General features: G+C 70.2%; 22 protein-coding genes. 7 read left to right on the top strand and 15 right to left on the bottom strand.

The window, feature by feature from the left end; genetic code table 11:
- Positions 1–13: 13 nt before the first annotated feature.
- On the bottom strand, positions 14–598 hold the full coding sequence (gene tsaE / locus HZU84_RS14995) for a tRNA (adenosine(37)-N6)-threonylcarbamoyltransferase complex ATPase subunit type 1 TsaE (protein ID WP_149502719.1): 585 nt from the start codon (positions 596–598) through the stop codon (positions 14–16).
- Here tsaE and queG point away from each other — a divergent pair.
- Entirely contained in the window at positions 572–1,621 is a 1,050-nt protein-coding gene (gene queG, locus HZU84_RS14990) for a tRNA epoxyqueuosine(34) reductase QueG (RefSeq protein WP_375139038.1), read from the top strand. The genes tsaE and queG overlap by 27 nt on opposite strands.
- Positions 1,622–1,644: 23 nt before the next feature.
- On the opposite strand, the gene HZU84_RS14985 is transcribed toward queG, so the two are convergent.
- Positions 1,645–2,556 (bottom strand): AEC family transporter, encoded by a 912-nt coding sequence (locus HZU84_RS14985; protein ID WP_149502721.1) that lies wholly within the window; start codon positions 2,554–2,556, stop codon positions 1,645–1,647.
- A 116-nt stretch (positions 2,557–2,672) separates the two neighbouring features.
- Between HZU84_RS14985 and HZU84_RS14980 the strand changes: the two genes are divergently transcribed.
- On the top strand, positions 2,673–3,647 hold the full coding sequence (locus tag HZU84_RS14980; RefSeq protein WP_149502722.1) for a tripartite tricarboxylate transporter substrate binding protein BugE: 975 nt from the start codon (positions 2,673–2,675) through the stop codon (positions 3,645–3,647).
- Between the two features lie 111 nt (positions 3,648–3,758).
- Here the strand turns inward: HZU84_RS14980 and HZU84_RS14975 are convergent, their stop codons facing one another.
- Both HZU84_RS14975 and HZU84_RS14970 read right to left on the bottom strand, forming a co-directional pair.
- Positions 3,759–4,709, bottom strand: coding sequence for a porin (locus HZU84_RS14975; RefSeq protein WP_149502723.1), 951 nt, complete (start codon positions 4,707–4,709; stop codon positions 3,759–3,761).
- Between the two features lie 263 nt (positions 4,710–4,972).
- A complete protein-coding gene (locus HZU84_RS14970) occupies positions 4,973–5,725 on the bottom strand; it encodes an amino acid ABC transporter permease (protein WP_037483492.1) in 753 nt (250 codons plus the stop codon).
- A 292-nt stretch (positions 5,726–6,017) separates the two neighbouring features.
- Here HZU84_RS14970 and HZU84_RS14965 point away from each other — a divergent pair, with 292 nt between their 5' ends.
- A complete protein-coding gene (locus HZU84_RS14965) occupies positions 6,018–8,201 on the top strand; it encodes a putative bifunctional diguanylate cyclase/phosphodiesterase (protein ID WP_149502724.1) in 2,184 nt (727 codons plus the stop codon).
- Here the strand turns inward: HZU84_RS14965 and HZU84_RS14960 are convergent.
- The 3 genes from HZU84_RS14960 to HZU84_RS14950 all read right to left on the bottom strand — a co-directional run bounded on the left by HZU84_RS14960 (position 8,150) and on the right by HZU84_RS14950 (position 10,774).
- Positions 8,150–8,989, bottom strand: coding sequence for a basic amino acid ABC transporter substrate-binding protein (locus HZU84_RS14960; RefSeq protein ID WP_149502725.1), 840 nt, complete (start codon positions 8,987–8,989; stop codon positions 8,150–8,152). The genes HZU84_RS14965 and HZU84_RS14960 overlap by 52 nt on opposite strands.
- A 226-nt stretch (positions 8,990–9,215) precedes the next feature.
- Complete coding sequence (gene hslO, locus HZU84_RS14955) at positions 9,216–10,184, bottom strand: Hsp33 family molecular chaperone HslO (protein WP_149502726.1); 969 nt, start codon at positions 10,182–10,184, stop codon at positions 9,216–9,218.
- Between the two features lie 62 nt (positions 10,185–10,246).
- Positions 10,247–10,774, bottom strand: coding sequence for a gamma carbonic anhydrase family protein (locus HZU84_RS14950; RefSeq protein WP_149502727.1), 528 nt, complete (start codon positions 10,772–10,774; stop codon positions 10,247–10,249).
- A 52-nt stretch (positions 10,775–10,826) separates the two neighbouring features.
- Here HZU84_RS14950 and HZU84_RS14945 point away from each other — a divergent pair, with 52 nt between their 5' ends.
- Positions 10,827–11,654: a ferritin-like domain-containing protein gene (locus HZU84_RS14945; protein ID WP_149502728.1), complete on the top strand. Its 828-nt coding sequence runs from the start codon at positions 10,827–10,829 to the stop codon at positions 11,652–11,654.
- On the opposite strand, the gene HZU84_RS14940 is transcribed toward HZU84_RS14945, so the two are convergent.
- From HZU84_RS14940 to pnuC, 3 genes are read right to left on the bottom strand one after another with little or no spacing between them, the layout of a single operon-like run.
- Complete coding sequence (locus HZU84_RS14940; RefSeq protein ID WP_180692983.1) at positions 11,590–12,945, bottom strand: acyltransferase family protein; 1,356 nt, start codon at positions 12,943–12,945, stop codon at positions 11,590–11,592. The genes HZU84_RS14945 and HZU84_RS14940 overlap by 65 nt on opposite strands.
- A gap of 23 nt (positions 12,946–12,968) precedes the next feature.
- Complete coding sequence (locus HZU84_RS14935; RefSeq protein ID WP_244954421.1) at positions 12,969–13,637, bottom strand: AAA family ATPase; 669 nt, start codon at positions 13,635–13,637, stop codon at positions 12,969–12,971.
- Complete coding sequence (gene pnuC / locus HZU84_RS14930; protein ID WP_149502730.1) at positions 13,634–14,275, bottom strand: nicotinamide riboside transporter PnuC; 642 nt, start codon at positions 14,273–14,275, stop codon at positions 13,634–13,636. Before pnuC ends, HZU84_RS14935 begins: the two co-directional genes overlap by 4 nt.
- Before the next feature lie 189 nt (positions 14,276–14,464).
- Here pnuC and HZU84_RS14925 point away from each other — a divergent pair, with 189 nt between their 5' ends.
- The 3 genes from HZU84_RS14925 to glcF are packed head-to-tail and all read left to right on the top strand — an operon-like array spanning position 14,465 to position 18,360.
- Positions 14,465–15,982: an FAD-linked oxidase C-terminal domain-containing protein gene (locus HZU84_RS14925; RefSeq protein ID WP_149502731.1), complete on the top strand. Its 1,518-nt coding sequence runs from the start codon at positions 14,465–14,467 to the stop codon at positions 15,980–15,982.
- Positions 15,982–17,100 carry a glycolate oxidase subunit GlcE gene (glcE, locus tag HZU84_RS14920; RefSeq protein ID WP_149502732.1) on the top strand — a complete coding sequence of 373 codons (1,119 nt, stop codon included), beginning with the start codon at positions 15,982–15,984 and terminating at the stop codon, positions 17,098–17,100. Before HZU84_RS14925 ends, glcE begins: the two co-directional genes overlap by 1 nt.
- A gap of 24 nt (positions 17,101–17,124) precedes the next feature.
- Entirely contained in the window at positions 17,125–18,360 is a 1,236-nt protein-coding gene (gene glcF, locus HZU84_RS14915; RefSeq protein ID WP_149502733.1) for a glycolate oxidase subunit GlcF, read from the top strand.
- A gap of 10 nt (positions 18,361–18,370) precedes the next feature.
- Here glcF and ftsB read toward each other — a convergent pair whose 3' ends face one another.
- From ftsB to panC, 5 genes are all read right to left on the bottom strand, one after another.
- A complete protein-coding gene (gene ftsB / locus HZU84_RS14910; protein ID WP_149502734.1) occupies positions 18,371–18,664 on the bottom strand; it encodes a cell division protein FtsB in 294 nt (97 codons plus the stop codon).
- Positions 18,665–18,681: 17 nt separating this feature from the next.
- Positions 18,682–19,965 (bottom strand): phosphopyruvate hydratase, encoded by a 1,284-nt coding sequence (gene eno, locus HZU84_RS14905; protein WP_149502735.1) that lies wholly within the window; start codon positions 19,963–19,965, stop codon positions 18,682–18,684.
- Between the two features lie 118 nt (positions 19,966–20,083).
- A complete protein-coding gene (gene kdsA / locus HZU84_RS14900) occupies positions 20,084–20,941 on the bottom strand; it encodes a 3-deoxy-8-phosphooctulonate synthase (protein WP_149502736.1) in 858 nt (285 codons plus the stop codon).
- Positions 20,942–20,976: 35 nt separating this feature from the next.
- Positions 20,977–22,629 (bottom strand): CTP synthase, encoded by a 1,653-nt coding sequence (locus HZU84_RS14895; RefSeq protein ID WP_149502737.1) that lies wholly within the window; start codon positions 22,627–22,629, stop codon positions 20,977–20,979.
- 160 nt (positions 22,630–22,789) lie between these two features.
- The gene (gene panC, locus HZU84_RS14890) at positions 22,790–23,644 is read right to left on the bottom strand and encodes a pantoate--beta-alanine ligase (protein WP_149502738.1); all 855 of its coding nucleotides are present in this window, start codon (positions 23,642–23,644) and stop codon (positions 22,790–22,792) included.
- Positions 23,645–23,668 lie beyond the last annotated feature (24 nt).

Here is a 23,668-nt window from a genome sequence, read left to right as displayed (position 1 = left end):
CGCGTCCGGTTCTTCAGTTCATCGGGCTGGTCATCGGGCCCAAGGCATCCAGCAGCTGGCGGCCGTCGGGGCTGGCGGCCTGCCAGGTCACCTGGCGCCGTCCGTCGGTCTGCAGGTCCAGGGTCAGCGCCAGATCGGGCTGGGGCAGCAGGCCGGCGGCCTTGTCAGGCCATTCGACCAGCTTCAGGCCCGGGCTGGCGAACAGGTCGCGAAAGCCTGCATCTTCCCATTCCCGCGGATCGCCGAAGCGATAGAAATCGAAGTGCCAGACGCCCAGATCCGGCCAATCCGGCAATTCGTGCGGCTCGACGATCGCATAGCTGGGGCTCTTGATCCGGCCCTGCACGCCCAGCGCGCGCAGCAGGTGGCGCACGAAGGTGGTCTTGCCGGCACCGAGCGTGCCGTGCAGCGCGATGCAGGCGCGGCGGACCTGCGGCGTGCGGGCCAGCGCCTGCGCGGCGGCCTCGCAGTCGGCCTCGTCGGCCCAGGTCTGGTGGCGGGTTTCTAGAATCACCGGATGACGGATGACGATCGGGATGATGGGCAGCCGGCCCTGGACGGGCCTCGGCTGGTGCGGCAGCTGCGCGAGTGGGCGCATGCGCTGGGATTTTCCCAGATCGGCGTGGCCGATGTACATCTGGCTACAGCCGAACCGGGTCTTCTGGCCTGGCTGGAGGCGGGCTTTCACGGCTCGATGCAGTACATGGCCGCGCATGGCCTGCGCCGCGCGCGACCGGCCGAGCTGGTGCCGGGCACGGTGCGGGTGATCAGCGTGGCCATGCCCTACCTGCCGCAGGGCACGGCGCCGGGCTGGCGCGACGACGAGCGCGCCCGCGCGCAGCAGCCCGGCGAGGCGGTGATCTCGGTCTATGCGCGCGGGCGGGACTATCACAAGGTGGTGCGGGCGCGGCTGCAGCGCCTGGCCGACCGGCTTGCCGCCGAGATCGGACCCTTCGGTCACCGGGTCTTCTGCGACTCGGCGCCGGTGCTCGAAGTCGAGCTGGCGGGGCGCGCCGGCCTGGGCTGGCGCGGCAAGCACACGCTGCTGCTGGACCGCTCGGCCGGCTCGATGTTCTTTCTCGGCGAGCTTTTCGTCGATCTGGCGCTGCCGGTGGATGCACCGGCCGAGCCGCACTGCGGGCGTTGCAGCGCCTGCATCGACGCCTGCCCGACCGCGGCGATCGTCGCGCCCTACCGGCTGGATGCGCGGCGCTGCATCAGCTATCTCACGATCGAGCACGACGGCCCGATTCCCGTCGAGCTGCGCGCGGCGATGGGCAACCGCATCTACGGCTGCGATGACTGCCAGCTCGTCTGCCCCTGGAACAAGTACGCGCGCATCAGCACGCTGGCCGACTTCGAGGTGCGCCCCGGCATGGGCGGCGCGACGCTGCTGCAGCTCTGGGCCTGGGACGAGGCGAGCTTCCTGCGCCGCACCGAGGGCAGTCCGATCCGGCGCATCGGCCATGCACGCTGGCGGCGCAATCTGGCGGTGGCAATGGGCAACGCCTGGCGCGAGACGGGCGACGAGGCGCTGGCCGAGGCGCTGCGCGCGGCCCGCGACGGCGCGGGCGAGCTGCTGGCCGAGCACATCGACTGGGCGCTGGCACAGCGGGTGTGAAGGGCGGGTGCGGCGTGGCGGGTTCAGCCGCCGTGCAGCGCCTGGAAGGCCGCCAGCGCCAGCGGCAGGCCGATCATGCCCAGCAGCGTCGAGGCGGTGACCAGGCCGGCGACATACGGTCCGTCGCCGCCCATGCGTGCGGCCAGCACGAAGCAGCTCGATGCGGTGGGCATCGCGGCGAACAGCAGCAGCACCTGGGCCTGGCCGGTCGGCAGCCCGAGCAGCAGGCCCAGTCCCAGTCCGACGGCCGGCAGCAGCGCATGGCGGATCGACAGCAGCGCCGCAGCCAGCCCCGGCGCCTTGCGCAGCCCGCCGAACTGCAGGCCGGCGCCCACCGCCATCAGTCCCAGCGGCAGCGCTGCTGCGCCGATGCGCGAGAGCGTGGTGGCCACCGGCGTCGGCAGTTGCAGGCCGGCCAGATTGCAGGCCAGTCCGGCCACGGTGGCCAGGATCAGCGGATTGCGCATCAGCTCGGCGCCGATGCGGTGGCCGCCGTGGCGCGCCAGGCACCAGACCGCACCGACATTGCACACCGGCACGCACAGCGCGATCAGCAGCGCGACCCAGGCCAGTGCCTGCGCGCCGCCCAGACGCTCGGCCAGGGCCAGCGCGACATAGGAATTGAAGCGGAAGGCCACCTGCGCGCCGCTGGCCTGCAGCTTCGGGTCGATGCCGGGCAGCCAGCGCAGCGCGGTCGCCAGCGCGATGCCGGCCAGCACCGTCAGCACGCCGCCGGCGGCCAGGCCGGCGGTGGCGGCCGGCGCCAGCGGGCTGCGCACGATCGACACGAACAGCAGCACCGGGAACAGCAGCCAGTAGACCAGGCGCTCGACGCTGTCCCAGACCGGGCGGTTCAGCGCGGTGCGGTGGCAGATCGTCCAGCCGGCGACGATCAGCAGGAAATCCGGGAGCAGCAGCAGGGCGGTGTCGAGCATGGCCGCAGCGTAGCCCGGCGCTCGAGGTTTTCCACTACGCGCGATCCACAGCGGCGGCTGCGGCCTTAGGATCGCGCGATCCTTGTCCTTGCTGCCGCTTCCCTGGAGTCCGCTGAATGAATCGTCGTCCGGTCCTTGCTGCCCTGGCCTCGCTGGCCGTCGCTCCGTTGTCGCTGCCGGTGCTGGCGCAGAGCTATCCGTCCAAGCCGGTGCGGGTCGTCGTGCCGTTCGCGCCGGGCGGCACCACCGACATCATTGCCCGCATCATGTCCGAGCGCATGGGCGCGGCGCTCGGGCAGACGGTGGTGGTCGAGAACAAGGCCGGCGGCGGCGGCATCGTCGGTGCGGCCGAGCTGGTCAAGGCGCCGCCCGACGGCCATGTGCTGGGCATGGCCACCGTCTCGACGACGGCCTCGAACCCGGCGATCAATCCCCGCACGCCCTACAACCCGCTGAGCGACTTCACGCCGATCATCAATCTGGCGGCCACGCCCAATGTCATCGCGGTGCATCCGAGCTTTCCGGCGCGCGACTACAAGACCTTTCTCGAGGTGCTGAAGAAGAGTCCGGGCCGCTACAGCTATGCCAGTTCCGGCACCGGCGGTATCGGGCATCTGCAGATGGAGCTCTACAAGAACCTCGCCGGTGTCTTTGTCACCCACATCCCGTACCGCGGCGCGGGGCCGGCGCTCAATGACACGGTCGCCGGTCAGGTGCCGATCATCTTCGACAACCTGCCCTCGGCACTGCCCTTCATCCGCGAGGGGCGGCTGATCCCGATCGTGGTGGCCGCGCCCGAGCGTCTGGCGGTGCTGCCGAATGTGCCGACCTTCAAGGAAGTCGGGCTGGAGCCGGTCAACCGCATGGCCTTCTACGGCTTCGTCGGCCCGAAGGGGCTGTCGCGCGAGGTGGTCGACAAGATCTCGGCCGCGGCGCGGCGCACGCTCGAGGATGCGGTGGTCAGGAAGCGCATCGAGGACACCGGCTCGCTGATCGTGGCCAACACGCCCGAGCAGTTCGCCGCACAGATCCGCGCCGAGTTCGAGGTCTATCGCCAGGTGGTCGAGAAGCAGAAGCTGACGCTGGACTGATGGACTGATGCCGGCGCATGAATGAAGAAGGGCCGGTCATGAGACCGGCCCTTCGGCATGTTCTGCATTCTGGCGGACCGGCCGGGCCGGTCCGCGATCCCGAGGGACCGATCAGAAGTTGTGGCGCACGCCGACGGCGACCGAGCTGAAGTCGGCGCCTTCCGTGCCGGTGACGTAACCGACGTTGGCCTTGTTGTCGACCTTGGTCACGAAGCCGTAGACCTTGGTGCGCTTGCTCAGGTTGTAGTTGTAGCCGAGCGTGGCCTGGGTGGCCTGGGTGTTGGCCACGTCGCCGATCTTGCCGGCGTAGCCGACGTTGACATGGAACTCGGAGGCGCCCAGGGTGTACATGCCGGCGACGCGGAAGGCGTTGCGCGACAGGTCATCGCTCTTGGTGCGCTGGGCGTAGGCAGCCAGCGTGAACGGGCCCATGCCGTAGGAGGCGCGCACGGCGAACTGGTTGTCCTGGTCGGCCTTGGTGTAGCCGGCGCCCAGTTGCAGCTTGCCCAGGTCGTAGTTCACGGCCAGGTCGACCGGACGCTTGCCGCCGGTGCCGGCGGTGGCTTCGGCGATCGAGGCTTCAGCCCACAGGCCCTTGACGAATTCCGGGGTGCGGTAGGCAACCTTGTTCACGTCGCTGCCGAAGTAGGTGTACAGCGCGTCGGCCGAGGTGCCGGTGTCATGGTTGTGCATGCTCACCACGTCGGCGGTGGCATTGAGCGACTCCTGGGTGAAGTTGCCCAGGCGCAGCATGCCCAGCTTGCTCGACAGGTAGACCTCGGACTGGCGGCCCCAGAAGGTCGAGGCAGCCGCGCCGGTGGTCGGGTCGAAGCCGTGCTCGATGATGAAACCGGCCTTCAGGCCGCCGCCCAGATCTTCTTCGCCCTTGAAGCCGATGCGCGAAGCGGTGTTGTTCAGCTCGACCACGGCGTCGGCGCTGCCGACCTTCTGGCGCTCGGCGGTGACGTTCAGGCGGCCGTACAGGGTGACGGAGCTTTGGGCCAGAGCCGCGCCGGAGGCCAGGGTGGCCAGCACGGCCAGAGCGATGGAGCGCTTGATCATGAGTTTCGTCCTAGAGTAGAGGAGTGAATTCGGGGTCCACGGCTTGCTCGAAAGGCGCCGATTGCGATCCATTCTAGGAGCGAAGATTCGGGGATATGCTGATTTGACGCGCTTGACGTGACGGAAGATGGCATGTTTCGTTGTGATGAAACAACGCAGCACAAGGCTTGTGCGGCCTTCGCATCAGCCTCGAGCGTGATGCACCACACAGGGTTCCAGGCCGAGGCGCCACATCTGCGGCGCCTCGTGGCTGCAGGTGCCGGTCAGCGGCCGCGCAGATGCGCCGGGGCCTCCAGTCGCCGCGCCAGCATCGTCAGCACCAGGGTCAGGATCAGGTAGATCGCCGAGATCGCCAGATAGGGTTCCCAGTAGCGCGAGTAGGCGCCCGCGACGGTGCGCGCGGCCAGCGCCAGCTCGGCCAGCCCGATGGCCGACACCAGCGAGGAGTCCTTGATCAGCGTGACGCCCTCGTTGACCAGCGCCGGCACCATGCGCCGGAAGGCCTGCGGCAGGATCACGAAGCGCATGCTCTGCGCGTGGGTGAAGCCCAGCGAGTAGGCCGCCTGCGTCTGGCCGAGGTGGATGCTCTGGATGCCGGCGCGGAAGATCTCCGAGATGTAGGCGCCGGCATTCAGGCTCAGCGCCACGCAGCCGGAGAAGAAGGCGCCGTGTTCCTGGCGGAAGGTGCGTGCGACCTCGCCCGACAGCAGCAGGCCGGTCTCGGGATGGACCAGCGCCGGCATCAGCGCGAAATGCACCAGCAGGATCTGCACGAACAGCGGCGTGCCGCGGAAGAAGGTGACATAGGCGGTGGTCAGGCCGCGCAGCAGCTTCATCAGCAGGGCCGTCGTGCCCGAGCGGGGCTTCGGCGCGCTGGCCGAACTGCTGATCAGGCCGAAGGCCACGCCCAGCACCAGTCCGGCCAGGATGGCCACCAGGGTCAGCTTGATGGTGGTCACCACGCCAGCGGCGAACAGCGGGCCGTAGCCGGCGAGGATGTCCCAGCGAAGATCCATGATCGGGAAGGAAGGAAAAAGAGGGTGGAAGGTTCGGGACGGGCGCGTCATGCCCGTGGCAGGTGCGCGAGTCTACGCGCCACGCCGGCCGATGTTGAGCCGGACCCACCCTGAGCGGCTGCGGCCCGTCTCGGCATGGCCTGTGCATGGTGCAGGCATCGCGCAGGCACGACTCCAGCCAGCAAGAGGGGTGCCATCGAAGAATATGTCACGAAAATGAGCAGTTCCCCTTGGGCTCGCCTGCTTCCTGAGGTCTACTGCAGTGCATCAATTTCTCGAGGCCGTCGGCATCATGGACGCTCAGGAATCAGAGACAGGTACAGGCTCGGCTGCAGCCCCGCCGCAGGACGGGGGCAGCCTCTGGGCGGCCGGTGCCGATCTCACGCGCATTCTCTTCCGGGGCCTGCCGGATCTGGCCTGGCTGAAGGATCCGCAAGGGCGCTATCTCTGCTGCAACGCCGCCTTCGAGCGCATCGTCGGCTGCACCGAGGCCGAGCTGCGCGGCCGCACCGACGTGGATGTCTTCTCCGCCGAGGAGGCCGCCTTCTTCCGCAGCAACGACCGCGGCGCGCTCGAGCGCGACGGGCTGCATGTCAACGAGGAATGGCTGACCTTCCGCGACACCGGAGAGCGGCGCCGCTACGAGGTGCTGAAGACGCCGCTGCGCGGCCAGGACGCGGTGCTGATCGGCGTGCTGGGCGTGGCGCGCGACATCACCCGCCAGCATCACCAGGACGAGGCGCTGCGGCTGGCCGCGCGCATCTTCGAGTCGGCCGGCGAGTCCATCCTGGTGACCGATGCGGCGGGCGACATCGTCGCGGTCAATGCCGCCTTCAGCCGGATTTCCGGCTACCCGGCCGAGGAGGTGATCGGCCGCAACCCGCGCCTGCTGCGCTCCGGCCGGCAGGGGCCGGCCTTCGCGGCCCGGATGTGGCGCCAGCTGGCGGTGCATGACCGCTTCCAGGGGGAGTTCTGGAACCGGGCGCGTGATGGCCGGCTGTATCCGCTGCTGCAGACGATCACCGTGCTGCGCGACGAGGTCGGGCGCATCACCCACTATGTCGGCGTCGGCGCCGATCTGTCGCGGCTGCACGAGGCCGAGCAGCGCTCGCATCACCTGCGGCTGCATGACACGCTGACCGATCTGCCCAACCGCCAGGTGATCGCCGCGCGACTGCATGCGGCAATCGAGACCCGGCGCGGCAGCGATCGGGCCGGCGGGGTGGCGCTGCTGGTCATCGGACTCGATGGCTTCAAGTCGATCAACGATTCGCTGGGCCATGCCGCCGGCGACCGGGTGCTGGTCGAGATGGCCGAGCGGCTGCGGGTGCTGGCTGGCGGGCAGAGCTTCGTCGGCCGGCTCGGCGGCGATGAATTCGTGGTGGTGCGTGTCGATGCCGGGCTGGAGCGGGTGCAGGCCGAGGCGCGCGACTGGCTGGCCGCGCTGGCCGAGCCGATCGAGCTGCAGGGCCATGCGGTGACCATCACCGTCTCGATCGGCCTCGGGCATTTTCCGGAGGACGGCGACAGCGCCGACACGCTGCTGCGCCATGCCGAGAGCGCCCTGCGCGGCGCCAAGGGCGAGGGCCGCAACACGCTGCGCCGCTACGATCCGCTGCAGCACCAGGCCTCGCTGGAGCGGCTGCTGCTGCTGTCGTCGCTGCGCCGTGCGGTGCCGGCCGGCGAGCTGCACGCCTGGTACCAGCCCAAGCTCGACCTGCACAGCCGCGCGCTGGTCGGCGCCGAGGCGCTGGTGCGCTGGCTGCATCCGGAACTGGGCTGGGTGTCGCCGGCGCAGTTCATCCCGGTGGCCGAACAGACCGATCTGATCGTGGCGATCGGCGAGCGCATGCTCGACACCGTCGCGGCGCAGGTCGCGCGCTGGCATGTGCAGGGGCGCGGCTGGCTGCCGGTGGCGGTGAACCTGGGCGCACGCCATTTCGCCGACGCGGGCCTGCCGGCGCGGCTGCAGGCGCTGCGCGAGCGCCACGGCCTGCCGCCGGGCGTGCTGGAGCTGGAGATCACCGAGTCGATGCTGATGACTGCCGGCGGCGCGCCCGAGCAGCGTCTGGCCGAGCTGCGCCAGGCCGGCGTGAAGCTGTCGATCGACGACTTCGGCACTGGCTACTCGAGCCTGTCCTACCTGAAGCGGCTGCCGGTCGACACGCTGAAGATCGACCGCAGCTTCGTCGCGGCGATCGAGAGCGACCGCCGTGACCTGAGCATCGCCACCACCATCATCGCGCTGGCGCGCGGCCTGGGCCTGACGGTGGTCGCCGAGGGCGTCGAGACCGAGGGCCAGCGCGAGCTGCTCGAGCAGGAAGGCTGCGCCCAGGGCCAGGGCTGGCTGTTCGCGCACGCGATGCCGCCTGCCGAGTTCGAGGCCTGGTGGCAGGTCTGGGCCCCGTCACCGGGGCCGCAGGATCACTTCGATGCGGCGGCGGCAGCCGGTGCGGCACCGAACCAGCTGGTGTAGATCTTGTCGTAGGTGCCGTCGGCCTTGATGTCGGCCAGGCCCTTGTTGATCTTCTCCAGCAGCTCGGCGTTGCCCTTCTTGACGACGATGCCGTACTGCTCGGGCGTGAAGGAGGTGTCGCTGACGGTCTTGAACTTGGAGCCGGCGTTGTTGGCCACATAGTGGATGACCACGCCGTTGTCGGCGACGACCGCGTCGACGCCGCCCGACTCCAGCTCCTTCAGCGCCAGCGGGGTCGACTCGAAGCGCTTGATCGCGGTGCTTTCCTTGCCGATCAGCTTGGTCACCACCTCGTCGCCGGTGGTGCCGGTCTGCACGCCGACCTTCAGCGTCTTCAGGTCCTCGAACTTCGCGACCTTCGAGTCTTCCTTCACCGCGATCAGCTGCTGCGCGTCGAAGTAGGGCGCCGAGAAGTCCATCGTCTGCTTGCGCTCGTCGGTGATGGTGATCGCCGACACCAGCAGGTCGCGGTCGCCCTGGGCGACGGTGTTGAACATGCCCTCCCAGGGCGTGTTGACGAACTTGACCTGGATGCCCGCCTTCTGCGCCACCGCCGAGACCACGTCGATGTCGAAGCCGACGATCTCGCCCTTCTCGTTCTGCGACTCGAACGGCGCGTAGGCGGCATCGGTACCCACCACATAGACCCGTGCGGGCGGCGCATCCGCGGCCGAGGCGGCCGCCGCCGGCGCGGCTTCTTCCTTCTTGCCGCAGGCGGCCAGCGTCAGCGCGACGGCCAGGGCGGCGCCGGTCTTCAGGAAACGTCGGGTGGTCAGGGAGATCGTCATGGAAGTCCTTCTGGGAATACAGGAGTACCTTGCAGTTTAGGTGCCTGCCGCACTGGCGGCCACTGCCCGGAGCTGGAGTCCTGACTCAACGCAGATTCCATGCCGGGGCCGGATGCGGCCTGCGGTGTTTCCCGCACCCCCGAATCGGACGGAAAACCGTCCGGCTCAGGCGGCCAGGCGTCCGGCGGGGCGGATCTCCGCGCCTGCGGCGCACCGCCTCACTGCCTCACTGCATCGTGCCGCTGCCGCTCGGGTGGTCGGCGGCTGGCACGAACAGCGCGCTGGCGTCGATGCTGTCGAAGGTGTATTTCGCGCCGCAGAAGTCGCAGCCGACCTCGATCTCGCCGCGCTCGGCGATCACCGAGTCCACCTCCTCGCGGCCCAGGCCGACGAGCATGCGCGCGACCCGCTCGCGCGAGCAGGTGCAGCCGAAGCGCGGCGTCTGCGGCTCGAACAGGCGCAGGTCCTCCTCCCAGAACAGCCGGCGCAGGATGGTCGGGGTGTCGAGCGCGAGCAGCTCCTCGCGCTTGAGCGTCGCGGCCAGATGGGCGATGCGGTTGTAGCCCTCGTGCAGCCGCGCCTCCTCGTCCTCTGAGCGCACCTCGAGGTTGCCGGCGCCCTCCAGCGGCAGGCGCTGGATCAGCAGTCCGGCGGCGACCTGGTCGTCGGCGGCCAGGATCAGGCGGGTCTCGAGCTGCTCGGACTGCAGCATGTAGTGCTCGAGCACTTCGGAGAGCTGCTGCATCGGCTCGCCCTGCTCGCCGTGCAGCGGCACGACGCCCTGGTAGGGCTGCTGGCCGGGCTGGCGGTCCTTGGGGTCGAGCGTGATGACGCAGCGGCCCTGGCGGTTGGCGTCGAGCATGGACTTCAGCGAGGCCTCGGCCGGCAGGTCGCCCACCACCTTGGCGGTGGCGCGCACCGTCAGGTCGGGCTGGGCCTCGGCCACCGCCAGCTTGACCGGGCCGTCGCCCTGGATCTGCAGCACCAGCGCGCCGTTGAACTTGATGTTGGCCTGCATCAGCGTGGCCGCGGCGCTCATCTCGCCCAGCAGCTGGCGCACCGGCGCCGGGTAGCCGCCGGCGGCCTGGCGCCGCGCCAGCATCTCGGTCCAGGCGCCGGTCAGGCGCACCAGCACGCCGCGCACCGGCAGGCCCTCGAAGATGAACTTGTGCAGCTCGCCGCCGTGGATGGTCATGGACAGGTCCTTGTTCGGAAAGAAAGGGGAGGCAGGTGCGGGCACCGGGGCGCAAGTCAAGGTCAGCGGTCGATGCGGCGCAGCCCGTCGCGGTGGCGCCGGGCGTTGTCGACATAGTGGGCCGCGCCGTGCTGGAAGCGCTCGGCCTCCTCGGGCGTGAGCGTCTTCACCACCTTGGCCGGGCTGCCCAGGATCATCGCGTAGTCCGGAAACTCCTTGCCCTCGGTGACCAGCGCACCGGCGCCGACGATGCAGTGCCGGCCGATGCGCGCGCGGTTGAGCACGATCGCGCCGATGCCGATCAGCGAGCCGTCGCCGATGCTGCAGCCGTGCAGCATGCACTGGTGGCCGACGGTGACGTTCTCGCCGATCACCAGCTCGATGCCGGCGTCGGTGTGCAGCACCGTGTTGTCCTGGATGTTGCTGCCGCGGCCGATGCGGATGCGGTCGGTGTCGGCACGCACCACGACGCCGTACCAGACGCTGCTGTTCTCGGCCATCTCGACCTGGCCGATGACATCGGCGCTGTCGGCGATGTGCGCCGTCTCGTGGATCTGCGGAATGTGCTCGCCGAGCTGATAGAGGGCCATCGTCTCTCCTTGAAACGGTAACGGTGCGGCGGAAGGGGGCAGAATTCTACGGATGGACCTGAGACAGATGGCCCTGGGGGCCTTGTGCGTGACCGATCCGGTGCGCAAAGCATACGCGGTGCAGTCGCTGTGGGCGCAGCTCGAGGCGCGCGATCCCGGCCTGCGCATCGACACCGCGCAGCTGATCGCCGCGCCCGAGGGGCTGCCGGGCCGGCCGCCGCTGCCGCGGCTGGTGCCGGCGGTGGAGGTGCCGCCGCGTTCGCCCTTCACGCCGGAGGGGCGTGCGGCGCTGCTGCATGCGATCGCGCACATCGAATTCAACGCGATCAATCTGGCCCTGGACGCCGTTTTCCGCTTTCCGGGCCTGCCGGAGAAGTTCTACATCGACTGGATGCGCGTCGCCGCCGAGGAGGCGAAGCACTACCTGCTGCTGGCCGCGCATCTGGCCACGCTCGGCCATGTCTACGGCGACTTCGACGCGCATGATGGCCTGTGGACGATGACCTGGAAGACGCGCGGCGACTTCGTCGCCCGCATGGCGCTGGTGCCGCGCACGCTGGAGGCGCGCGGGCTCGATGCCACGCCGCTGATCCAGGCCAAGCTGCGCAAGGCGGGCGACCTGGCGGCGGTCGAGATCCTCGATGTGATCCTGCGCGAGGAGGTCGGCCATGTCGCCATCGGCAATCACTGGTACCGCTGGGCCTGCGAGCGCGAGGGGCTCGATCCGGTGTCGCACTACCGCGAGCTGGTGCGCCAGTACGCGCCGCCGCGGCTGCGCCCGCCCTTCAACCGCCAGGCGCGGCTGGATGCCGGCTTCAGCGAGACCGAGCTGGCCTGGCTCGAGGCAGGATCGCCCACGACGGACGCGCCGGCGCCCTGAAGCCGCGCCGGCGGGCCGCGTCCGCCCGGCCGCGCGCCACCGCCGAGGTGGCGTGGTCGAGCGGCGGCGCGGCGGGCGCCGGAGCCTGCGTGCTCGGTGCCGGCCGTGACAGCCAGTGCCGGCGCAGCGCCAGCGCCGGGCGCTCGATCAGCCGCCAGGACAGCCAGCCGATCGCCCAGCACAGCGTGCCGCTGGCCAGCAGGTAGAGCATCGCCACCGCAGGATCGGCGCTGCTGTCGCTGCCGGTGAGCTGGCGCAGCAGCGGCAGCCCGATCAGGTCATGCACCGGCTTGTGGAAGAGGTAGATCGCGTAGCTGTAGCGGCCGAAGCTGGCCAGCACCCGGCCGCGCAGCAGCCGGCTGGCGCCGCCCTGCAAGGCGCCACGGGCGTGGGCGCAGTCCACCAGCACCGCCCAGGCGATGACCCCGGTGCAGCTCAGCGTCAGCAGCGTGTAGCCGCCGATCTGCGCCGCGTCGCCCAGGCGCCGGAAGCCGCCGCTGAAGGCCGCGGTCAGCAGCAGCAGCGCGATCGCCAGCCGCAGCAGATGGGCGCTGCGCCAGCGGGTCGCGCCGTGCAGCGCGCGGCCTGCGTCCCAGACCGCCAGCGCGGCACCGGCGGCCAGCGCATCGATGCGGCTGATGGTGAAGGTGTAGACCGCCTCCTGCGGCAGGCCCAGGTTGAGCATCAGCAGCCGCGCCAGCGGGCTGGCGGCGATCAGCACCAGGCACAGCAGCCAGACATCGCGCAGGCCCATGCGCCACAGCAGCAGCGGCCACAGCAGATAGAACTGCTCCTCCACCGACAGCGACCAGACATGCGGCAGCGGCCCGCCGCCAGGCTCGAAGGGCGTGGTCCAGTTCGACAGATGCAGCCACAGCCAGGCGGTGCTGAAGTGCGAGGGGTGCGGCAGCGTCACGCCCAGCATCGGCAGCGCGACGGTCAGCAGCAGCAGCGCGATCCAGTACAGCGGCAGGATGCGCAGGCCGCGCTTGACCAGGAAGTCGCGCATCCAGCCGGGCTGGCCACGGCTGGCCAGCAGGCCGCGGGTGATCAGGTAGCCGCTGAGCACGAAGAAGAGCTGCACCCCGATCCAGCCGACATAGAGCGTCTCCTTCAGCAGCGCCACCGCCAGCGGCCGGTCGGCCGCCGGCGCCAGCACATCGAGGTTGTGCAGCAGCACCAGCACGATCGCCAGGCCGCGCAGGCCGTCGAGCGAGGGCAGATGCTCCGGCCGGTCGGCCAGGGCACGGCGGGCAGCGTTCGAGGTGGAGGGCAGGGCGGTCGGCTTCACCCGATCGATGCTGCCACATCCTGTTACGTGTGGGCTGATCGGGCCAGCCCGTGCCGCTCGCATGCGGGATCGCCGCAGCGGCCGCAGACATGATTCCACCGGATCTTCGGCTTCGGGCCGCGGCTGCGCTGCCACGCCTGCCAGGCGGCCCATGCCGCCTGCAGCCGGACCTCGCCCTGGCCGGCGATCACCGAGAAGCCCAGCCCCGCGCCCAGCAGCAGTCCGCGCAGCAGCCGGTCCACCGGCGCGCGCACCTGCGGGCCGTCGCGCTGCAGCCCGTCGGCGACCCAGGGCAGGTCGGTGGCCATCAGCAGCGTCAGGTCGGCCTGGCGGTGCGCGGCCAGCGCCGCCTCGTGCAGCGAGTGGTCACCGAAGATCAGCTCGCTGTAGACCGCGGTCATCAGCGCGGTGGTGTCGGCCACCACCACATCGACCGGCAGCAGCCGCGCATGCCGAGCCGCGGCGATGCGCCGGCTCTGCTCGGCGGCGATCGCGGCCTGCTCGTCGGGGCGGGGCGTGCGGCCGTGCTGTTCGCAGAACTCGCGCAGGTATTCGTCGATGCAGACCGCCTCCAGTCCGTCGGCGCGCAGCCGGGCGGTCAGCGTGCGTGCCAGCGTCGACTTGCCGCAGCTCTCCGCGCCGACGATGGCGATCAGCGCCGCCGGCCGCGCCGCACCCAGGCCCGGGTTCACGGCTGGCGGACCTGCGCGCGCCAGGCCTTCCAGCCCAGCACCGACAGCACGACGAAGATCGCGTACAGGATGACCGTCAGGTACAGGCCCTTGTAGGCGAACAGCGCGGTCGCCACCAGGTTGACGCCGATCCAGGTCGGCCAGTTCTCGACATACTTGCGCGCCAGCAGCCACTGGCCGATCAGGCTGAAGGCGGTCGGGAAGGCATCCCAGTACGGCACGTCGGTGGGCGTGCGGATGTCGAGAAACCAGCCGATGGCCGGCCACAGCAGCAGCCCGGCGCCGAAGACCGGCAGCCAGGCGCGCCGCGGCAGATGGCGCACCTGCAGCGGCGCACCCTGGTCGGTGCCGCGCAGCCACTGCCACCAGCCCCACAGCGAGACCACCGCGAAGAAGATCTGCAGCGAGCCGTCGCCGTAGAGCTGGTAGCTCCAGAACAGCCCGAAATACAGCAGCGAGGACACGATGGCCAGCGGCCAGGCCACCGGCATCACCCGCATGTTGGCCGCCACCATTGCCAGCGACAGCACGAAGGCCACCATTTCCAGCCAGGTGAAGGGGGCCTCCCACAGCGTGAAGGCCGGCACCAGCAGCGGCTGCAGGGCCAGGGTCAGGGCATCGGGGGTGGGCGTGGTCATGGCGGCGTGTGGATCCAGACAATCGGGAAAAAGCGGGCCGCGATCATGGCACGGCATGGAACCCCGTCCATGCGGGTTGCTGCGGACCTTGAAAAAGCTTCATGGCGCGGGCCAACAACTCTCAATCCGCGCGCAGGAGGCTGCCGTGATCATCGCGCACCCCGTTCCGAACCCGCCCCGGGAGGAGACATGAGCCTGATTCGAACAGAACCCTCGGAAGATCGCCCTGAGCGCGCTGCCCACGCCGGTCGGCCCGATGCCGCGGCCGTGCTGGCGCGCCTGCGCGAGGTGCTGCCCGCACATGCGCTGCTGTCGCGCCGCGGCGAGCTGACGCCCTACGAGTGCGACGGCCTGACCGCCTACCGCGAGCGCCCGCTGCTGGTGGCGCTGCCCGAGACCGAGGCGCAGGTCGCCGCGGTGCTCAAGGCGTGCCACGCGATGGGCGTGCCGGTGGTGGCACGCGGCGCCGGCACCGGCCTCTCGGGCGGCGCAATGCCGCACCGAGACGGCGTCACGCTGTCGCTGGCGAAGTTCAGCCGCATCCTGCGGCTCGACGCCGAGGCCGGTCTGGCGGTCGTGCAGTGCGGCGTGCGCAACCTCGCCATCAGCGAGGCGGCCGCGCCCCACGGCCTGTACTACGCGCCGGACCCGTCGAGCCAGATCGCCTGCACCATCGGCGGCAATGTCGCCGAGAACTCCGGCGGCGTGCACTGCCTGAAGTACGGCCTGACGCTGCACAACGTGCTGAAGGTGCGCGGCTTCACCGCTGAGGGCGAGCCGGTCGAGTTCGGCGGCGAGGCGCCCGACATGCCAGGGCTGGACCTGCTCAGCGTGGTCGTCGGCAGCGAGGGGATGCTGGCGGTCATCACCGAGGTGACGGTCAAGCTGGTGCCGAAGCCCCAGCTGGCGCGCTGCATCATGGCGAGCTTTCCCACGGTGGAGGCCGCCGGCGACGCGGTGGCGGCAGTGATCGCCGCGGGCATCATTCCAGCCGGGCTGGAGATGATGGACAAGCCGATGACCGCCGCGGTCGAGGACTATGTGCACGCCGGCTACGACCTGGACGCCGCGGCCATCCTGCTGTGCGAGAGCGACGGCACGCCCGAGGAGGTCGAGGAGGAGATCGGGCGCATGAGCGCGGTGCTGACGCGCTGCGGCGCCAGCCGCATCGAGGTCAGCCGCGACGAGGCGCAGCGCCTGCGCTTCTGGTCGGGCCGCAAGAACGCCTTCCCGGCCTCGGGGCGCATCAGCCCCGACTACATGTGCATGGACTCGACCATCCCGCGCAAGCGCCTGGCCGACATCCTGCGCGCCATCGCCGAGATGGAGCGCAAGTACCAGCTGCGCTGCTGCAACGTCTTCCACGCGGGTGATGGCAACCTGCACCCGCTGATCCTCTTCGATGCGCAGGACCCCGACCAGCTGCGCCGCTGCGAGCTCTTCGGCGCCGACATCCTGGAGACCAGCGTGGCGATGGGCGGCACGGTGACCGGCGAGCACGGCGTGGGCGTCGAGAAGCTCAATTCGATGTGCGTGCAGTTCTCGCCCGCCGAGCGCGAGACGATGCTGGCGCTGAAGACCGCCTTCGATCCGGCCGGTCTGCTCAACCCCGGCAAGGTCATTCCGACGCTGCACCGCTGCGCCGAATACGGCCGCCTGCATGTGCGCCGCGGCCTGCTGCCGTTTCCCGAACTGGAGCGTTTCTGATGAGCGCCGTGAAGACCCCTCCCGATGCCGCGCTGCAGCCGCTGCGCGAGCGCATCCTGGCCGCGGGCCGCGCCGGCACGCCGCTGGCGATCCGCGGCCACGGCTCGAAGGCGGGCCTGGCGCCCGACGCGGCGCGGCCGGCCGACGGTGCCGAGCCGCTCGACCTGACGATGCTTTCGGGCATCAGCGCCCATGAGCCCAGCGAGCTGGTGGTGACGGTGCGCGCCGGCACGCCGATCGACGCGCTGGAGGCTGCGCTGGCCGCCGAGGGCCAGCACCTGGCCTTCGAGCCGCCGCGGCTGCAGACGCCGGGCGCGCGCGGGCGCGGCACGGTGGGCGGCATGGTCGCTTCCGGCCTGTCGGGCCCGGCGCGCATGGCCGCCGGCTCGGTGCGCGACCATGTGCTGGGCGTGACGATGCTCGACGGTCGCGGCGAGCTGCTCAGCTTCGGCGGCCAGGTGATGAAGAACGTCGCCGGCTACGACGTCTCGCGGCTGATGGCTGGCTCCTGGGGGCGGCTGGGCGTGCTGTGCGAGGTGTCGCTGAAGGTGCTGCCCGAGCCGGTGGCGGGCCTCACGCTGCGCTTCGCGATGGGGCAGGCCGAGGCGCTGGCGGCGCTGACCGGCTGGTCGCGCCGGCCGCTGCCGCTGCAGGCCAGCGCCTGGCACGAAGGCGTGCTGATGCTGCGCCTGGCCGGCGCGCAGGCGGCGGTGGACGCGGCGCGACGCGAGCTGGGCGGCGAGCCGGTGGCGGCGGCGGAGGCCGCGGCCTTCTGGACCGCGCTGCGCGACCGCCGCCATGCGCTGTGGCAGTTCGCGGCCCAGGGCCTGCCGGCGGGGCAGCGGCTGTGGCGCCTGGCGGTGGCGCCGCATGCGCCGACGCTGAAGCTGCGCGGCAGCGGCCTGATCGAGTGGCACGGCGGCCAGCGCTGGTGGCTCAGCGACGAGCCGGCGGAGGCGGTGCATGCCGCCGCCCGCGCGGCCGGCGGCCATGCCGAGCTGCAGGCCGGCGGCGCGCCGGGCGAGGCCCGCGCCGCACCGCTGCCGGCGGTGCAGGCGCAGATCGAGCGCCGCCTGCGCCAGACCTTCGACCCGCACGGCCTGTTCACCCGCGACTGACCCTGCATTGATCCCGAGCCTGCCATGCACACCGAACTGTCCCCCGAACACGCCGGCACCGCCGACGGCGAGGCCGCCAAGGCCTTGCTGCAGAAATGCGTGCACTGCGGCTTCTGCACCGCCACCTGCCCGACCTACCAGCTGCTCGGCGACGAGCTGGATGGCCCGCGCGGCCGCATCTACCAGATCAAGAATCTGCTCGAGGGCGAAGCACCGACACGCGAGCTGCAGACCCACCTTGACCGCTGCCTGACCTGCCGCAACTGCGAGAGCACCTGCCCGTCGGGCGTGCAGTACGGCGAGCTGGCCGAGATCGGCCGCCGGCTGGTAGACGCGCGTGTCGAGCGTCCGGCCACCGAGCGCCTGGTGCGCTGGGCGCTGAAGGAGGGCCTGACCTCGCCGCTGTTCGCGCCGGCGCTGCAGCTCGGCCAGGTGGTGCGCCCGCTGCTGCCCGAGACGCTCCAGGCCAAGGTGCCCGAGCGTCGCGAGGCCGATGCACGTGGCTGGCCGCAGCAGCGCCATGCGCGGCGCATGCTGATGCTGGCGGGCTGCGTGCAGCCGGCGATGTCGCCGGAGATCAATCCGGCGACGGCGCGGGTGCTCGACGCCGCCGGCATCGAGGTGGTGCTGCCCTCGGGCGCGGGCTGCTGCGGCGCGATCCGCGCGCATCTGAACGACCGCGATGGCGGCCTGGCCGACATGCGCCGCAACATCGACGCCTGGTGGCCGCTGATCGAGCGCGGCGAGGTCGAGGCGATCGTCATGAACGCCTCGGGCTGCGGCGCCACCGTCAAGGAATACGGCCACCATCTGGCCGGGGACGCGGCCTATGCGGCCAAGGCGGCCCGGGTGAGCGCGATGACACGCGACCTCAGCGAGCTGCTGCCCGAGCTGGTGCCGGTGCTCAAGCCGAAGCTGGCGGCGGCCGCGCAGGCGGGGCGGCTGGCGCTGCATCCGCCGTGCACGCTGCAGCATGCGCAGAAGCTCAAGGGCGGTCTGGAGGCGGGGCTGCGCGCGCTGGGCTTCACGGTCGTGCTGCCGGCCGACAGCCATCTGTGCTGCGGCTCGGCCGGCACCTACTCGGTGCTGCAGCCGGCGCTCTCGAAGCAGCTGCGCGAGCGCAAGCAGGCCAGTCTGGCGGCGCTCGAGCCCGACACCGTCGTGTCGGCCAACATCGGCTGCATCACGCACCTGCAGACCGGCTGCAGGACGCCGGTGCGGCACTGGGTGGAAGTGCTCGACGCCGCGTTGCGCGGCTGAGCGATCCCGCTCAGGGCGAGGCCCGATGGCCTCCGCCCTGGGGATACTGGACCAGGATCTCGTCGGGCTTGACCATGCCGAGTTCGCGGCGGGCGCGCTCCTCGATGATCTCGGTGCCCTCGCGCAGGTCGCGGATCTCGGCCCGCAGCTGCTCGTTGCGCACCCGCGCCTCGGCATTGCGGGCCTGCCGGTCGGCGACCAGCGCCGAGAGCTCGCGCACGCGCGGCATGCCGTGTTCACCGAACCAGAGTCCGGCATGGGTCAGCCCCAGCAGGGCCACAAGGGTCACGGTCACGATGCGCATGGGCGAGCGGGGACCGTTCAGCGCAGGTTGTAGAACGCGCTGCGGCCCGGGTAGACGGCGATCTCGCCCAGGTCCTCTTCGATGCGCAGCAGCTGGTTGTACTTGGCGATGCGGTCCGAGCGGCTCATCGAGCCGGTCTTGATCTGGCCGGCGTTCAGGCCGACGGCGATGTCGGAGATCGTCGAGTCTTCCGTCTCGCCCGAGCGGTGCGAGATCACGGCGGTGTAGCCAGCGCGCTTGGCCATCTCGATGGCGGCGAAGGTTTCCGACAGCGTGCCGATCTGGTTGATCTTGATCAGGATCGAGTTGGCGATGCCCTTGTCGATGCCTTCCTTCAGGATCTTGGTGTTGGTCACGAACAGGTCGTCGCCGACCAGCTGGACCTTCTTGCCCAGACGCTCGGTCAGATGCGCCCAGCCGGCCCAGTCGCCTTCGTGCATGCCGTCCTCGATCGAGATGATCGGGTACTTGTCGCACCAGGTGGCCAGCATGTCGGTCCACTGCTCTGCGGTCAGCACCAGGCCTTCGCCTTCCAGGTGGTACTTGCCGTCCTTGTAGAACTCGGAGGCGGCGCAGTCCAGGCCCAGCGCGATCTGGTCGCCGGCGCGGTAGCCGGCCTTCTCGACGGCCTGCAGGATCAGCTGGATCGCGGCCTCGTGGCTCTCGACGCTCGGGGCGAAGCCGCCCTCGTCGCCGACCGCGGTCGACATGCCCTTGTCGTGGATGATCTTCTTCAGCGCGTGGAAGACCTCGGCGCCCCAGCGGACGGCTTCACGGAAGGTGGGCGCACCGACCGGGATGATCATCAGCTCCTGCAGGTCGAGGTTGTTGTTGGCGTGGGCGCCGCCGTTGATGACGTTCATCATCGGCACCGGCAGCTGCACGCCGCCCATGCCGCCGAAGTAGCGGTACAGGGGCAGACCGGACTCTTCGGCCGCGGCGCGCGCGACGGCCATCGACACCGCCAGCATCGCGTTCGCACCCAGGCGCGACTTGTTGTCGGTGCCGTCGAGGTCGATCAGGGTCTTGTCCAGGAAGGCCTGCTCGGCCGCATCCAGGCCCAGCACGGCTTCCGAGATCTCGGTGTTGATGTTCTGGACGGCGTTCAGCACGCCCTTGCCCAGGTAGCGGCTCTTGTCGCCGTCGCGCAGCTCGATGGCTTCGCGCGAACCGGTGGACGCGCCGCTCGGCACGGCCGCACGGCCCATCACGCCGCTTTCCAGCAGCACGTCGCATTCGATGGTGGGATTGCCGCGGCTGTCGAGGATCTCGCGGCCGACGATGTCTACGATGGCACTCATGGGTCTACTCCTGTGTCAACTGTCGGATATCGAAAATCGAAAATCTAGTTCTGGGAACCGGAACGGCGTGCATGGTGCCCGCACGCCGTTACCCGTGCTGAACATTCCTGCGGCCCGTTCAGCAGGAAAAATCGTTTTCGAGCAAAGGTTGCGCCTTGACCACCCGGTCGATCGCCACCAGTTGCTCCAGCAGCACACGCATGTGCTTGAGCGGCACCGCGTTCGGGCCGTCGGAGAAGGCCTCGGCCGGGCGCGGATGCGTCTCCATGAAGAGGCCGGCCACGCCGACGCCGACGCCGGCGCGCGCCAGCACCGGCACCATCTCGCGCGCGCCGCCGCTGGAGCCGCCCAGACCGCCCGGCTTCTGCACCGAGTGCGTGACGTCGAACACCACCGGGGCGCCGGAGCTGCGCATCTCGGCCAGGCTGGTCATGTCGGCGACCAGGTTGTTGTAGCCGAAGCTCACGCCGCGCTCGCAGGCCAGGAAGCGGTCCTCCGACAGGCCGGCCTCGCGTGCGGCGGCTCTAGCCTTGTCGATGACGTTCTTCATGTCCCAGGGCGCGAGGAACTGGCCCTTCTTGATGTTGACGGGCTTGCCGCTCTTCGCGACCGCGTGGATGAAGTCGGTCTGCCGGCACAGGAAGGCCGGCGTCTGCAGCACGTCGACCACGCTGGCGACCTCGGCGATCTGCGCCTCGTCATGCACGTCGGTGATGACCGGCAGGCCGGTCTGGCGACGCACCTCGTCGAGGATCTTCAGGCCCGCGTCGATGCCGACGCCACGCCGGCTGGTGCCCGACGAGCGGTTGGCCTTGTCGAAGGAGCCCTTGTAGATCAGCGGGATGCCCAGCGCGCTGCAGGCCTCCTGGAGCTGGCCGGCGACGTCCAGGCTCAGCTCGAGGCTCTCGATCGAGCAGGTGCCGGCGATCAGGAAGAAGGGCCGGTCCAGGCCGGCCTCGAATCCGCAGAGTTGCATGATGGTGGAGCCTGCCTGGCCTCGGATTGCGGGTTTCAGTTCGCGTTGCGCTTCTTGTGCTGCAGCGCCGCCTCGATGTAGCTGATGAACAGCGGGTGGCCGTCCCACGGCGTCGACTTGAATTCCGGATGGAACTGCACGCCGACGAACCACGGGTGGACCTCGCGCGGCAGCTCGACCATCTCGGTGAGCTTCTCGCGCTGGGTGATGGCCGAGATCACCAGGCCGGCATCCTGCAGGCGCTGCAGGTACTTCTCGTTGGCCTCGAAGCGGTGGCGGTGGCGCTCGGTGACGACCGGGCCGTAGATCTCGTGCGCGATCGTGCCGGGCTTGACGTCGGAGGACTGTGCCCCGAGGCGCATCGTGCCGCCGAGATCGGAGTTGGCGTCGCGCTTCTGGATCGTGCCATCGGCGTCCTGCCACTCGTCGATCAGCGCGATCACCGGATGCGGCGTCTCGGGCTCGAACTCGGTCGAGTTGGCCTCCGTCAGACCCGCCATGTGGCGCGCGTACTCGATGGTGGCGACCTGCATGCCGAGGCAGATGCCCAGATAGGGAATGCCGTTCTCGCGGGCATGCTGGGCCGCGAGGATCTTGCCCTCGATGCCGCGCTTGCCGAAGCCGCCCGGCACCAGGATGGCGTCGTAGCGGTCGAGCTCTTCGGCGCTCTCGGCCGTCAGCTTCTCCGAGTCCACGTACTCGATGTTGACCTTGACGTGATGGTGGATGCCGGCGTGGCGCAGCGCCTCGTTGAGCGACTTGTACGAGTCCGACAGCTCGGTGTATTTCCCGGCCATCGCGATCGTGACCTCGCCCTTCGGGTTCTCGACCTCGCTGACCAGGCGGTCCCAGCGCTTCAGGTTGGCCGGGCGGGTGAAGAGCTGCAGCTTCATGCAGATCAGCTCGTCCAGGCCCTGCTCGTGGAGCATGCGCGGCACCTTGTAGATGGTGTCGGCATCCCACACCGAGATCACGCCGTGGCGCGCGACGTTGGTGAACAGCGAGATCTTCTCGCGTTCCTCGTCGGGAATCGGCCGGTCGGCGCGGCACAGCAGCGCGTCGGGCTGGATGCCGATCTCGCGCATCTTCTGCACCGTGTGCTGGGTCGGCTTGGTCTTGAGTTCGCCCGCGGCGGCGATCCACGGCACATAGGTCAGGTGCACGAAGGCGGCGTTCTGCGGGCCCAGCTTCAGCGCCATCTGGCGCACGGCCTCGAGGAAGGGCAGCGACTCGATGTCGCCGACCGTGCCGCCGATCTCGACGATGGCCACGTCGACCGCCTCGGGCGTGCCGACGCCGGCGCCGCGCTTGACGTATTCCTGGATCTCATTGGTGACGTGCGGGATCACCTGCACCGTCTTGCCGAGGTAGTCGCCGCGACGCTCCTTCTCCAGCACGGTGGTGTAGACCTGGCCGCTGGTGAAGTTGTTGGACTTGCGCATGCGCGTCGTGATGAAGCGCTCGTAGTGGCCCAGGTCGAGGTCGGTCTCGGCACCGTCGTCGGTGACGAACACCTCGCCGTGCTGGAACGGCGACATCGTGCCCGGGTCGACGTTCAGGTACGGATCGAGCTTGATCAGCGTGACCTTCAGGCCGCGTGATTCGAGGATGGCCGCCAGAGAGGCCGCGGCGATGCCCTTGCCGAGCGAGGACACCACGCCGCCGGTGACGAAGACGAACTTGGTCATGTGAAGCGGCCCTCCCTTGGGCGCGTCGCGGGCGCCGCGGGTGGGCGCAGGGGACACATTTCAGGAGGGCCGTGGTGGTAAAACGAGATTATAGGCGGCAGGCCGCGCCCCGGCGAAGGGCGTCCTTCGCGCCGGGCCTTGGTGCCGCGCGGTCAGGTGGTCAGACCTCGAGGTTGTCGATCAGCCGTGTCGTGCCCAGCCTGGCCGCGGCCAGCGCCACCAGCGGCGTGCCGGCGGCCAGGTCCTCGGGCGAGGGCGGCAGCAGGTCGGCGCGGCGGCGCAGCGTCAGGTAGTCGGGCGCCCAGCCGCGTGCGGCCAGTGCGTCGGCGGCGCGCCGCTCGATGCCGGCGATGTCGCGCTCGCCCGCGCGCACCGCTTCGCGCATCGCCTGCAGCGCCAGCGACAGCTGCACCGACTCGGCGCGCTCGGCCTCGCCCAGATAGCCGTTGCGCGACGACAGCGCCAGGCCGTCGCCGGCGCGCGAGGTCTCGGCCGCGACGATCTGCACCGGCAGCGCGAACTGCTCGACCATGCGCCGGATCACCATCAGCTGCTGGTAGTCCTTCTTGCCGAAGACCGCCACCTGCGGCTGCACGCACTGCAGCAGCTTCATCACCACGGTGCACACGCCGGTGAAGAATCCGGGGCGGAAATGCCCCTCCAGCAGGTCGGCCAGCGCCGGGTCGGGCAGCACCTTGAAGGTCTGCGGCTGCGGGTACAGCTCGGTCTCGTCGGGCGCGAAGACGATGTCGCAGCCGGCACCCTCGAGCAGCTCGCAGTCGCGCGCCAGCGTGCGCGGGTAGCGGTCGAAGTCCTCGTTCGGGCCGAACTGCAGCCGGTTGACGAAGATGCTGGCCACGACCGGCACGGCCGGACCGACCAGCGCGCGCGCCTGGCGCACCAAGCTCAGGTGGCCGTCGTGCAGATTGCCCATCGTCGGCACGAAGGCGGGGCGGCTGGCGGCCGGGCCGGCCAGCGCGGCGCGCAGCTCGGCGAGGGTGTGGATGACGCGCATCGGGCGGTTCTCGGTGGGGCGGTG

Origin of the sequence: Sphaerotilus sulfidivorans (assembly GCF_013426975.1) — a bacterium.
GTDB lineage: Bacteria > Pseudomonadota > Gammaproteobacteria > Burkholderiales > Burkholderiaceae_C > Sphaerotilus > Sphaerotilus sulfidivorans.
The sequence above is the reverse complement of the archived record's forward strand: the minus strand, read 5'-3'. Positions and strand labels throughout refer to the sequence as shown.